At 41.6% G+C, this 13,001-nt stretch carries 10 protein-coding genes; 9 read left to right on the top strand and 1 reads right to left on the bottom strand.

The window, feature by feature from the left end:
* Positions 1 to 152 precede the first annotated feature (152 nt).
* The 7 genes from D7V92_RS22240 (at position 153) to D7V92_RS11790 (ending at position 7,213) form a co-directional block, all read left to right on the top strand.
* Entirely contained in the window at positions 153 to 299 is a 147-nt protein-coding gene (locus D7V92_RS22240) for a hypothetical protein (RefSeq protein WP_164497358.1), read from the top strand.
* 47 nt (positions 300 to 346) lie between these two features.
* Complete coding sequence (locus D7V92_RS22080; RefSeq protein ID WP_154398146.1) at positions 347 to 511, top strand: hypothetical protein; 165 nt, start codon at positions 347 to 349, stop codon at positions 509 to 511.
* A 183-nt stretch (positions 512 to 694) separates the two neighbouring features.
* Entirely contained in the window at positions 695 to 1,999 is a 1,305-nt protein-coding gene (locus D7V92_RS11810; protein WP_008772687.1) for a radical SAM protein, read from the top strand.
* A gap of 11 nt (positions 2,000 to 2,010) precedes the next feature.
* A complete protein-coding gene (locus tag D7V92_RS11805) occupies positions 2,011 to 4,326 on the top strand; it encodes a TonB-dependent receptor (RefSeq protein ID WP_008772686.1) in 2,316 nt (771 codons plus the stop codon).
* Between the two features lie 2 nt (positions 4,327 to 4,328).
* A complete protein-coding gene (locus tag D7V92_RS11800) occupies positions 4,329 to 6,533 on the top strand; it encodes a peptidase domain-containing ABC transporter (RefSeq protein ID WP_121772937.1) in 2,205 nt (734 codons plus the stop codon).
* A 4-nt stretch (positions 6,534 to 6,537) separates the two neighbouring features.
* On the top strand, positions 6,538 to 6,726 hold the full coding sequence (locus tag D7V92_RS11795) for a hypothetical protein (protein WP_005859114.1): 189 nt from the start codon (positions 6,538 to 6,540) through the stop codon (positions 6,724 to 6,726).
* A gap of 52 nt (positions 6,727 to 6,778) precedes the next feature.
* Entirely contained in the window at positions 6,779 to 7,213 is a 435-nt protein-coding gene (locus D7V92_RS11790) for a nucleotidyltransferase substrate binding protein (RefSeq protein WP_008779305.1), read from the top strand.
* Positions 7,214 to 7,475: 262 nt separating this feature from the next.
* Here the strand turns inward: D7V92_RS11790 and D7V92_RS11780 are convergent, their stop codons facing one another.
* The gene (locus tag D7V92_RS11780) at positions 7,476 to 8,117 is read right to left on the bottom strand and encodes a SagB/ThcOx family dehydrogenase (protein ID WP_005859107.1); all 642 of its coding nucleotides are present in this window, start codon (positions 8,115 to 8,117) and stop codon (positions 7,476 to 7,478) included.
* A gap of 246 nt (positions 8,118 to 8,363) precedes the next feature.
* Between D7V92_RS11780 and D7V92_RS11775 the strand changes: the two genes are divergently transcribed.
* Together D7V92_RS11775 and D7V92_RS11770 are read left to right on the top strand one after the other, a co-directional pair.
* Positions 8,364 to 10,838 (top strand): outer membrane beta-barrel family protein, encoded by a 2,475-nt coding sequence (locus tag D7V92_RS11775; RefSeq protein WP_008779306.1) that lies wholly within the window; start codon positions 8,364 to 8,366, stop codon positions 10,836 to 10,838.
* A 124-nt stretch (positions 10,839 to 10,962) separates the two neighbouring features.
* Positions 10,963 to 12,717, top strand: coding sequence for a DUF6057 family protein (locus D7V92_RS11770; RefSeq protein WP_121772935.1), 1,755 nt, complete (start codon positions 10,963 to 10,965; stop codon positions 12,715 to 12,717).
* Positions 12,718 to 13,001 lie beyond the last annotated feature (284 nt).

The following is a 13,001-nucleotide window of genomic DNA, read 5'->3' as shown; positions in this document are numbered from 1 at the left end:
CGTTATTTTGGATGTGAAGATAGTGAATAATCTTAAAAAAAGATGCGTTTTTCTCGTTTTGTTAGCTTTTTGTTAGATAAAAATTAGGTGTTTGTTAGATAGAGTACGAAATTTTACTTATATTTTTGAGACAGACTAAAAAGCATATAGACATGGAAACTGGTGATTTGTTGTCGAAGGAAGAGCTTTCCGCCATTAAGGGTGGAGGATGGGTTTATGATGAAGAGACTGACGAATGGTATTGGATTGAGGATGGGAGGAAGGTTCCTTATTCTTTCAATATACATGAAAAATATTAAGCTCTTATAAAGAGCCTTTATTGTTTAACTATCAAATTCTAAGTATTATGGATACAAAAGAAAAAGAAGAGTTGTTTAAACTCGAAGTTGAGAACTTATCTCTATTAGAGGGACGTGAAATCAAAGGTGGTGGCGAAGGTAGTGGCAAATCTTGTACAAATCCAGGATGTGAGGACAGTGGTGACGATTGTACAAATAGAGGCTGCAAGTGAAAATATTCGGTTAGGATAGAAGTTGATGGAGGGTGTGTCAAGTTTAATAAAACGGATGATGATAATTCAGAACATACGGACTTTTTTTATAGATAATAAATAATATCTGTGTTTGTTGGAGTTATCTGCATTTGGTAAATACAGACTTTTGATTCACACCCTCTATTGAAATATTAAAAGATCATGAAAAGTAGCAGATATAATTTTATATTAGAAAAGGAAGACTTCTTGTATTGTTTTAATGCCTCTACATTTAAGTTTTTTGTTCTTAAGAAAGAGTATAAGAATTTGTTGGAAAGTTTGTTATCTTCACCTGATGATAAATTGATGGATCTTCCGAATTTTAAGAATTTATTATTAGAAGGGCGTTTTTTATTGGATGATTCTGAAAATGAGTTGGACTATATTTACAAAAGGAACCAAAGCCAAGTAGATCGCCTAGATTATAAACTAGTTATTCTTCCTACATTCTCTTGCAATTTTAAATGTTGGTATTGTATTCAATGTCATAAGCGTGAATTTATGGCAGAGCAAGTTGTTGAATTGGTAAAGAAACATATTCTTTATATGATTCAAGAAAAAAAAATCAGATCATTGAACATTGAATGGTTTGGAGGAGAGCCTTTGCTGGGCTTTGAAAACGTTATATATCCAATAACATCATATGCAAAAGAATGTTCTGATCAAAATAATATTCCTTTTTCTTCTAGTGCGACAACTAATGGATATCTTTTTACGAAAGAGATGTTGATAAAAATGAGAGGCTTGGATGTGGTTGGTTTCCAAATTACATTGGATGGTATGCGTGAATTTCACGATAAGGTTCGTGTGGCTCCTAATAAGTCTTCTTTTGATGAAATATTAAAACGTATAAATTTGATTTGTGATATTCTTGAAGATGCAAACGTCAAAATTAGAATCAATTATGATGATAAAAATTTTGATCCCAATATATTTCTAGAACAGATCAGCAGTCGAATCGATGAAAAACACAAGCAGCGAATATCTTTTCTTCTCCGTAAAGTTTGGCAAGTGGAAAACTCAGATGAAAATAAGGCGAAAAATATCTACTTTGTACAAGAGGCTAAGAAGCAAGGGTACAAAGTCTCTCCTCAAACTTATTTGAATACGAATTACTGCCGTTGTTACGCCTGCCGAAAATATTATAATATGATAGCGCCTAATGGTAATATTTACAAATGTACGGCCCAAGAAGATTATTCGGAAGATAGGGCATTGGGGCGACTGAATCCAGATGGGAAAATAGAATGGCTGATCCCTGATTTTGAAGAGAGGTACTTTGGCTATCGTCCGTTTGAGAATGAACAATGTAGAGAGTGTAAATATCTTCCATTGTGTTGGGGAGAGTGCCCTCGTTCTTTTGAGGTCGCTAATTTGAGGGCTTCGAAATTCAAATGTGTTAAATCCAGACAGAACGATATGTCTTTCGAGGAATCCATACTCGAATATTGTGTGTCTAATAGTTAAACTAAATTATTATGAGAGTACTGATCGTCCTTTGTAGCCTTTTTACTCTATTTTCTGTGGAAGCACAGAAGAAAATCGTATTATCCGGAATTGTCGTAAATGCGGAATCTGAAGCTTTGGTGGGTGCGAATGTGGCTTTGTACAATGCGACTGATTCGACCTTGATCACAGGGAAGGCATCGGATGCGAAAGGAGCATTCAAAATAGATTGTAAGCTGATAAATCGTTGTTACTTGCAAATTTCTTTTCTTGGCTATAAAACACAGAGACTCGGCTTGGTAAATGTCTACGAGAATCAAGAATTTGGAAAAATTATACTAGAGACAAACGAGGTGATGACGGATGAAGTGCAGATAATAGCCTCTCAACAAGTGCAGGAGTTGGATCGAATGATTGTTTATCCGGATCGTATACAGGTGAAACAGTCCGCTACTCCATTGGATTTATTAGCAAATATGATGTTGCCGGGTTTGGATGTCAATACGGTAGAACGGACGGCGACAGCGTTGGATAAAGCCGTAGAGTTCCGTATAAACGGACGAAAGGTAAATGTAAAGGATGTGGATGCTTTGACAGCCTCAAACATACAAAAGGTGGAATATATTGATAATCCGGGTTTAGAGTACGGAAAGGGGGCGGGAGCGGTTGTGAACTATATTACGAAAGAACCTATAACGGGATTCTCCACTTCCGGTAGTTTGCTGAATGCCGTTTGGGTTGGATTTGGAAATGATTTCTTGAACATGCGCTGGAATCACAAACGGTCTGAGATTGGAGTGAGCTATAATACGATGTTCAGGAAGTATAAGAAACGGTCGAATGATCAAACCAACCGATATTTCTTTCCGGATCAGACAGAGATCCTTCGGGAATATATGGGTGAGAATACGCCATTCAAATCACAAGAACACAATTTGAATATCTCGTATAGTTTGATGAAAGAGAAAGATTATCTATTTAGCGTGATAGGTCGTATGGCTTATAAATATAATGAAAAAAATTATTTGGCGAACATCTATGAAAATGGAGCATTTAGCAGTCGTCAGGGAAGCGAGCGGAGTACTCGTGATATATTGCCGGAGTTGGATATTTATTTTTCTAAACAAATTACGCCTCGTCAAGGTTTAAGTGTAAACGTGGTTGGAGGTTATGTCAGTTCTGATTTAGATTATTGGTATGAGGAGGAGGAGAGGGATCGTTATTTTACTTCATTTAGTGCGGATGGTTCCAGATATAACCTTATCGGGGAGTTGAAATATAATGATCGGTTTTCCAAGAATCATAGTTTGTCAATTGGAATCAAGGAGAGCCATTTTTGGGAAGAGGATCGCTATTCTAATGAATCGGGAGTTCGGGAAACGGATAACAACTATCTCTACGCTTACGCTCAATTATCAGGAAATTTCAATAAATTCATTTATAATGCTGGTGTTTCCGGGGCTATGAGTCGTTATGGCCAGTTAGATAGAAACTGTACTTTTTGGTCTTTCCAGCCTGCTATTAGTCTGGGGTATCGTTTCTCTAAGACATCATTGCTTCGTTATAATTTTGAACTATCTTCGGAAGATCCTCAAGTAGCTTATCTGAATGACGTGGTACAGGTTGTGAATCCATATTTGCAATCACAAGGAAATCGAAACTTATCAGCTTATAATGCGTATGAAAATTCATTGGTTTACTCGTTTACACATAAGAAGCTTAACTTGCAGTTGTCCGGCTATCATTATTATATGGACAATCCGGTGACTGATCATATTTATTATGATGATAAAGCAGGTATGTTTATCAATAGCTATCTTAATCAAGGCTATATGCAGCGTTATTTTTTGATGGCATATGGCCGTTACAGTGGTCTGTTTAATAATATATTGACCTTATCTGCTCGATTGAGATATTCGCATTATAAGACTTCCGGAGAGAATTATCGGCATCATTTGAATACGTTTAGTGCATCGTTTCAGGCGAATATTAATTACAAAGATTTTTCTTTGCTTCTTACTGCGGATACCCGAGATAAGTACTTGATGGGGGAACGTTTGGAATATCGATCATTATCATCAATCGCTATGTTACAATATAGCAAGAAACATTTCATCGTTGGATTGGGCTTGTATTATCCTTTCGCAAAGCAATGGGATGCTGGAAGCGACTTGTTATCTTCCATCACTCCACAAAAATCATGGACTACCATTAAGGACAACGGCAGGATGTTATTTGTGCGTCTTAGTTGGAATTTCTTTTCTGGCAGGAAGTATAAGAGTGGAAAGAAGAGTTTGAATAATGAAGGAGGTATGCCAGGATTATCAACGATGCCAGTAATTGATTAATTGTGAGATTCCCTCATATCAAACAACCCGACTCCATGGAATGCGGTGCCACCTGCCTCCGCATGATCGCCAAGTTCCACGGCAAGGAGTATTCCGCCGAGACGATGCAGAACCTTTGTGTTGTCACTCGGGAAGGAGTCTCTATGTTGGGTATCGCTGATGCCGCCGAGTATATAGGATTTCGTACGATATGTGGACGAATGACCTTGGGGAAGATGGTGGAGCAACGTCCCTTCCCTTGTATCCTCCATTGGAACCAAGATCATTTTGTCGTATTATATGACGTTAAAAAGAAACAGGATGGGAAATCTGTTTTTTATATAGCTGATCCCGGTAAGAATTTGTTGCGTATTGATGAGGAAGAGTTTCGTAATGCGTGGATCAGTACCCGTTCGAGAGGGGAGGAGAAAGGCATATTAATGGCCTTGCAGCCGACCCCCGCTTTTTATGAGCGGAAAGATGAACGTCATACGGGAAGGGATCCTTTTCATTTCCTTTGGGGGTATATGAAACCTTATAAACGTTTCTTTATCCAGTTGTTGCTGGGGCTTGCGCTGGGAAGCGTGTTGCAATTAATCTTTCCGTTTCTTACCCAAGTGATCGTGGATAAAGGTATAGCTACTAAGAATCTGAATCTGATCTATCTGATCTTGGCGGGACAGTTGATGCTGGTCTTGAGCCGTGCCTCGGTGGACTTTATCCGTCGCTGGATATTACTGCATATAAGTGCGAGGGTGAATATATCATTGTTATCCGATTTCTTGATCAAACTGATGCGATTACCCATGTCGTTTTTCGATACGAAGATGACGGGCGATCTCTTGCAACGCATCCATGATCATGAGCGTGTGGAACGTTTCTTGACGGCGCAGACATTGACGGTGCTTTTCTCCGCTTTCAGCTTTGTGGTGTTCGGTGGGGTATTACTTTATTATAATCGATTGATATTCTTTATTTTCGTACTAGGTAGCGCTTTATATGCCGTATGGGTGACATTCTTCCTTAAAAAACGCCGTTTGCTGGACTATACTTATTTTGAGCAACGGGCCCGTAATCAATCGAAAACCATGCAGTTATTGAATGGTATGCAAGAGATCAAGCTTCAGCATTGTGAGCGACGTCGGCGTTGGGAGTGGGAGGATATACAAGCGGACTTGTTCCGGACAAACATCGAATCGATGCGGCTGCAACAGAGTCAGGAGGCCGGCAGTATCTTGATTAATGAGGTAAAGAATATCGTGATTACGGTGATTGCCGCTACGGCTGTGATCGGGGGTAGCCTGTCGTTGGGTATGATGTTGGCTATACAGTATATTATCGGGCAGTTGAACGCTCCGGTGGAACAGTTCGTGCAGTTTCTTTATAGTTGGCAAGACGTGAAGATTAGTCTGGAACGGATGAGCGAGATCCATGATCGGGAAGAAGAGGAGACGCCGGAACGTATGATAACCGGTTTTAACGGAAGCGATAGGGACATTGAGATTCGTAACGTGACGTTTCAATATGAGGGCATCCATTCGCCGAAAGTCTTGGAGCGGATAAACCTTAAAATACCTCGAGGCAAGATTACGGCGATCGTAGGAACGAGTGGTAGCGGGAAAACAACCTTGATCAAGTTATTATTGGGCTACTATAATCCGGTAGAAGGTGATATCCGGGTGGGTGGAAATGATTTGCGATCTTTCAGCCTTTTATGGTGGCGTGACCAATGTGGTGCGGTGATGCAAGACGGTTATCTGTTCTCTGAATCGATCGCACGCAATATTGCCGTGGATGACGGTGAGATTGATAAATCTCGCTTATTATTGGCAGCTCGTATCGCCAATATAGAGGAATTTATCGAGCGCTTACCCTTAAAATATAATACGGTGATAGGTCCGGATGGTCAAGGCGTAAGCCAAGGCCAGCGTCAACGGATCTTGATCGCCCGGGCGGTTTATAAGGACCCTTCTTATCTCTTTTTCGATGAGGCGACGAATTCGTTGGATGCCAACAATGAACGTGCCATAGTGGAGAATCTGACGGACTTTTACCGGGGTAAGACGGTAATAATCGTCGCCCATCGATTAAGTACCGTACGCAATGCCGATCAAATAGTCGTTCTTGACAAAGGCCGTATCGTAGAGGTAGGCACCCACGACGTGCTGATCGATCGCAAAGGCGCTTATTATAATTTAGTGAAGAATCAATTAGAGTTGGGGAATTAAAGATATGTCGACATACAATGAGATGAAGAAAAAAGCAGAATCGGATCAAAACCGTATCGAGTTACGTAGCGAGAAAGTCCGCAACATGATTGGCGAGATGCCTTCCTTCCTGATTCGTTGGGGGAATACGATCTTGGTGGTTATATTCGTGCTGCTGGCTTTGATTGCTTGGTTTGCATTTTTCAAGAAATGAATGTAGGAATATCTTCTGTTTTTCTTATCTTCGTATTCTAAAGTTTACATATATGGCACAAGATATACGTTGGTTACAGCGATTTTCTAATTATTGTAAGGCTTTGGCTAAATTGGGTCAAGCGGTGGACATTGTATCTTGGCGGTTGGAATTAGCGGACGAGATTGATGAACTTTTGCAAGAAGGATTAATCCAGCGTTTTGAATATACCCGTGAATTAGTCTGGAAGGTGATGAAAGATTATGCGGAATATCAAGGTTATACGGATATTCGAGGTTCACGTGATGCTATACGTAAGGCTTTACAAATAGGGCTTATAGAAGATAAACGATGGATGGAGACAATTGAGGATCGTAATTTGACTTCTCATAATTATGATGACGATGTGGCTTCTGAAATTTATGAGAATATCGTACTGGTTTATTATCCACTATTTTGCCGGTTTGAAGAGAGGATGTTATGTATATCGGAAAATGAGACTAGATGAAGCTGTAAATGAAATATGGATTGAGTGACATAGAATTGAATAAGTTGCGTGAGTTTTTCGCTCGATACGAGGATATTGAGGAAGTAATACTTTACGGTTCGCGAGCTAAGGGAAACTTTCATAAATTGACGAATATGGAATTGGTTGATCATATTCGGAGAGTCGGAATATCTATTTTTTGTAAAGATTGTTCTCAGCCTCCTGCGTGAGCGGTCTTGTAAGCCCACAAGATGATTCTCGGGGGCTTACGTGAGTGCTGACGTTATTTCGCGTATCCTACCGGATGATTGATCATCGGGATTTGGGAGTCGGATAGCTTCAACACTTTTTTCAAAGCATCAGCCTCCATGCTGCCGCGGGGAACCGTTACCAAGCCACATCCGGAGCAGAACAAGGCGATATTCTGAGAGACCAGCCCGGCATCTAAGGCTCCAAAGCGCTCACGTAATTGTGGTGTACCTACATTGCCGAATTTGGAAACATCAGAAACCATCAATAGACAAGCGGGAGCTGAGTTCACGGAGGTTTGCTTTCCTCCGATCAGTGGACGGTGATCGCCTTCCGCTACCGGGTTCAGTTGATGGGCTTTCGGATCATACAGATAAGCGCCCTCTTCCATCAATACGTAGACATCCACATCTTGCTTATTCAAGGCAGAAGCGGCGGTACGTTTCCCATCCTCCCGGTTGATACCGATAGCGGCCCACATCAAATCGGAAAGATCTTGTAGGCTGAGTTTCTTGTTGGCAAACTCGCGCTCGGAGTGACGGTCTGCCAAGGCTTTCATTACCGAAGCGCCCCGGGTCTTGTCGGGAGCATTCAACTTAATGGCTTTTAAACTCTGGGCTTGCAGACTCGTCAAACCCAACATCAAAGTGGCTAATACACAAAAGATAGTTCTCATGACATTGTATTTTAAAGAATTACGAATGCAAAAATAACAATATATTCGTTTTCTCAAAGATTCCTAGGATTATTGTGCAACCTATTTTACTTGATGTCCGTCTATTATGAAAAAATACTCTTTTTTCAGACTTCTTTAGAAGAAAAAGGAAATATGAACATTATTAATGACTTTATTTGTACGATGAAATCGTAAATAGTGTAATTTGCAGTAAAATGTATTATTTTTATAGTGATAGATGAACGTATGAAAGAGAAATTGTTTGCCTTATTTTGGGTACTGTTCTTTGCGCTTCCTCTGTATGCGCAAGCGGACAAGACAGGTTCCTATTCAATTAAGGGACAGGTGTTAGACTCGCTGAGTAACGAGTCCGTACCCTATGCGACGTTGAGAATTGCTTTAGCGAAGACCCCCGATAAGCCGGTCAAGCTTTTAGCGTGTGATGTGGATGGTAAGTTTCAGGCACCATTGAGTAGCGCCGGTAAATACATCATCTCTATGCAATCGATAGGAAAAGCTCCTGCCGAGAAAACATTTACGATCTCGGATAAACAGAGGAACTTGGATTTGGGTAAGTTGTATATGCAGGAGGATAACCAGCGGCTGGGGGAAGTGACGGTTACGGCACAGAAACCTTTGGTGAAGGCTGAGATCGATAAACTTACCTATAGCTTGGAAGATGATCCGGAGGCACAGACAAACAATACATTGGAAATGCTGCGCAAGGTACCGATGGTAACCGTGGACGGAGATGACCAAATCCAATTGAAAGGCTCCACGAACTTTAAGATCTACATGAATGGCAAGCCTTCTAACCTGTTGAGTAACAATCCAGCTGAGGTATTGAAGAGTATGCCGGCCAATTCCGTGAAAAACATAGAGGTGATCACAGACCCGGGCGCTAAATATGACGCTGAGGGTATCGGTGGTATTATTAATATCATTACGACGAAAAACGCTCTACAAGGATATACTGGTACGGTTCGTGTGAACGGTAGTTCGTTGGGGCGTGTAGGCGGTGGCGGCTATATATCCCTTAAAGCAGGTAAGTTCGGGTTGACAGCGAATTATAATTACAATTATAATAGGGAGCCTTGGAATGAGTCTACCTCGATACGTGAGGATTTGGAAAATGACGAGCAACATTTCTTGACGCAAAATGGACGTAGGAAGAATAACGGACCCTTCCAGTTTGGTTCGCTGGAAGGTAGTTATGAGATCGACTCCTTGAACTTGCTGACCGTAGGGGCGAACTTATTCCATGGTAAGATGACGAACCGTTCGGAATACACGGTGAATATGCAGGATATCAATCGTAATCCGGTATACGATTATAATCGTAATTCGGACGCTACGGAAACGTTTGGTTCTACGGACGTGAGCGTGGATTACCAACACTCTACCCATAAAAAAGATGAGTTGCTGACGATCTCCTACCGTTTCAGCCATTCTCCCAATGATAACAAGGATTATACGGAATTAAAGAATGTCGTGAATTACAATCCTTGGCTCGGCTATCCGCAAAATAATATCAACAAGGCTTCTACGAACGAGCACACCGGGCAGGTGGATTATACGACCCCTACGTGGAAGGATCAGACCTTGGAGGTTGGCGCAAAATATATATTCCGCCAGAGCCGGAGTAATACGGATCGTACCGCTTTCAACGATTCGTTGAATATATGGGAGGACATAACTTCTAAAGATAGCCATTTCCGTCATACCCAACATATCTATTCCGCTTATCTGGGCTATTCGATGAAGTTTGATAAGTTTGGCGTGAAGGCGGGGGTACGTGCGGAAGGAACCGCTTTGGACGTGAAATATGAGATGGCTCCCGATATGAATTTTGACACCCATTATTTCGACGTGGTGCCAAACGCTACGGTCTCTTATCAATTGAGTATGGCGCAACAGCTTCGCTTGGGATATAATATGCGTATCCAGCGTCCGGGTATCTGGTATTTGAATCCTTATGTAAACAATGCGGACCCACAGAACATATCCTTCGGTAACCCGAATCTGGACTCGGAGAAAAGTAATAATATAAACTTGAACTATAGTATGTTCGCCCAGAAATTCAGCATTAACGCGAGCGCTACTTATACGTTCGTCAATAATTCGATCGAGCAATATACCTTTATCGATCCGGAGAATCCGGGTGTTTTCCAAACCACCTACGGTAATATCGGAAAGAAACAATCTACCGGCTTATTCGTATACGCAAATTGGAATCCGGTTCCTTTGTTCCGTATCTATATGAATGGTGGAATGGATTATACGGATTTGAAGAGCGAAAAGAATGATATGGCGAATAGTGGATTCAGCGGACGTATTTTCGCCGGTACGCAGTTTAATTTCCCGTTGGATTTCCGTGTGAACATACAGGGAGGATATTTCTCTCCTTGGATCCAGTTACAGGGGAAAGGCTCTCCATTCTATTTCACGGGAATCTCCGTGAACAAGGATTTCTTGAAGAAAAAGCTATCTGTCCAGTTGTCTTTCCAAAACCCCTTCTGGAAGCGAATGAAGATGGAAAATACTACTTCCGATGATACCTTCTTCCGTCGTGAGATCAATTACCGTACGATGAGAATGTTAATGGTTAGTGTATCTTATCGTTTTGGCACCTTGAAAGATGCCATCAAGAAAGTAAAAAGAGGTATCAGCAACGATGATATGAAGAGCGGCGGTTCCGGCGGCGGCGAGCAACAGATGTAAGAAATATAGCTTTGAACATGGAGCACACGCTCCGTGTGTTCCGTGTTCAATATAATAATTAAACCTTTTCTTTTGCCATCTTCTATATACTTTCTATCTTTACGATCTGAAAAACAGTTGGAGAATGAAGAATAGACTATTTGTTAACAATAATACTATTATACTATTCCTTTTTATTATAGGAAGTATCCTATTCATAGAGTTGAATTTTCGGTATTGGTATCGTTTTCTGGAGCAGTATATGATGTTTCAGACTACCGGTAGTTATTTCCAAGACCGATTGGCCGAACCGGGTGGATTGAATGAATATGTGACTGAGTTCTTATCGCTCGCGTTTATCCATCCTTATGGAGCTTCGGTAGTGATCGCTTTATTATTAGGACTGATCTCCGGCTGTTTTTTCCTTTACTTAAAAGCTTGTGGGGTGCGTGCCTCTATGTTGGCGGCTATTCTTCCCTCTTTTTTAATTTGGATCTATCCGCTGGAGTCAATCGCCTTGTTGACGATGCTCGCTTTCGTGCAGGTTCTTGCGTATTTGTATACTTCAATCAAGATTGATTGGCTTCGTTATCTCTTTGGCTTCTTGTTTTTGGGGGGCTCTTATTTTTTTGCGGCACCCGCTAATTTATTATTGGCCTTATTGATCGCGGTTTATGAGTGTTGTGCTAAAGGGGATAAGGCTCGTTTTGGAGTAGCCATTATCGCTATCGCTTGGGGAGGTTTGCTACCGTTGATCGCCATGCGTACGGTTTATATTCTTCCGATGCGGGAAGCGTTCTTCAGCAAACATCTATGCCATCCCGAATATCCGATACCTAATTCTTTAGGATATATCATGCTTGCGTATCCTTTGATCGCTTTCATTCTTTATTATGTAAGGAGCCGGGTTTTCATCCGTAAGGAATCTTGGAAACGAATCGTTTCTTACGTTTTTCTTTTGATAGCGATGGTCGCCGGGATTCTCTATAAGAAAGATCCGATGGAGCAGGCCTATCGGTATGATTACTATGCACGGCTGGGAGAATGGCAGAAGATTGTCTCGCACGCTCGTGCGCATTCTGTGCGGGATATGGATGCCTTGATTTATCTGAATTTGGCTTTGTCGAAAACCGGACGTTTTACTTCCGATTTGATGCGTTTCCCCCAGATCGGTGAGGGTGGTTTTATTCCGCACGATCCGAAAAGCCGGATGGGATTGATCGAGGCGAGTGAGGTGGCTTGGCAAGTCGGGCAAGTGAACGCCGCCCAACGTTTCGCCTTTGTGGGGGTATTAAGTTCACAACGTTGCGTGCAACCTCGTTTGATGAAGCGTTTGGTGGAGACTTATCTGGTAACCGGCGAATATCGTGCGGCGGAGAAATATATCAAGATACTGGAATCGAACCCGCATTACCGGGATTGGGCAACCGCTCAACGTCCATTATTGGACTCCGTGGCTTGTGCGTCGGAAGATTGGATAGCGGCAAAACGGGCGATGCTTCCGATTACCGATAATCCTTTGGACCTGACCTTGATCTTTCCGAACGCATTGGCTTTTTTGATCGACGATCATGCCGATAACCGTCCGGCTTTCGAATATGGGATGGGATATCTTTTGGTTTATAAGGATTTGATGACTTTTATGCATTATATGGAATTGATGAAAGAACGGGGTGAGGCATTCCCGGTGCTTTATCAAGAAGCTATTTGCTTGTTCTTTGCGGCCGTACAGAAAGATCCGGAGGCGTTCCGGAGCTTCCCGATCAGTCAGGAGGTGCAGAACCGCTTCCTGCAATTCATGAAAGTGGCACGCTCTATGCCGCCGGCAGCCTTGAAGCAACAGTTTGGTGATACCTATTATTATTACGCTCAATTTATCCCGACTCCTAAACGACAATAATACATGGATAATACAAAGAAAAGAAAGATCGTCCGAAATTTTGTGATCGGATATCTAATAATACAAGTTCTCACTATAGTCGTATATTTAGGCTTTTGGTCCTTGCATCCGGAAGGCATTACGAATGTCACGAACGAACGTATGTCCCCGCCTCCTATTTTTCCGGATTATAAAGGGACGACTATACCTTATAATATAGCTCCGTTGAATGGTTCGGAAATATGCACCGTTTAGGTGCTTCATTTCCTTGTTCAAGGCAGTTTTACCCACCATACACTATTACA

Source organism: Parabacteroides sp. CH2-D42-20, from assembly GCF_003670185.1.
GTDB classification, from domain to species: Bacteria; Bacteroidota; Bacteroidia; order Bacteroidales; family Tannerellaceae; genus Parabacteroides; species Parabacteroides distasonis.
This window is presented reverse-complemented; position numbering and strand designations above follow the sequence as displayed.

Bases quoted from the DNA above. Each gene is read 5' to 3' on its own strand.
- D7V92_RS22240 (WP_164497358.1), top strand. From the start codon at position 153: ATGGAAACTGGTGATTTGTTGTCGAAGGAAGAGCTTTCCGCCATTAAG.
- D7V92_RS22080 (WP_154398146.1), top strand. From the start codon at position 347: ATGGATACAAAAGAAAAAGAAGAGTTGTTTAAACTCGAAGTTGAGAAC.
- D7V92_RS11810 (WP_008772687.1), top strand. From the start codon at position 695: ATGAAAAGTAGCAGATATAATTTTATATTAGAAAAGGAAGACTTCTTG.
- D7V92_RS11805 (WP_008772686.1), top strand. From the start codon at position 2,011: ATGAGAGTACTGATCGTCCTTTGTAGCCTTTTTACTCTATTTTCTGTG.
- D7V92_RS11795 (WP_005859114.1), top strand. From the start codon at position 6,538: ATGTCGACATACAATGAGATGAAGAAAAAAGCAGAATCGGATCAAAAC.
- D7V92_RS11790 (WP_008779305.1), top strand. From the start codon at position 6,779: ATGGCACAAGATATACGTTGGTTACAGCGATTTTCTAATTATTGTAAG.
- D7V92_RS11780 (WP_005859107.1), bottom strand. From the start codon at position 8,117: ATGAGAACTATCTTTTGTGTATTAGCCACTTTGATGTTGGGTTTGACG.
- D7V92_RS11775 (WP_008779306.1), top strand. From the start codon at position 8,364: ATGAAAGAGAAATTGTTTGCCTTATTTTGGGTACTGTTCTTTGCGCTT.
- D7V92_RS11770 (WP_121772935.1), top strand. From the start codon at position 10,963: ATGAAGAATAGACTATTTGTTAACAATAATACTATTATACTATTCCTT.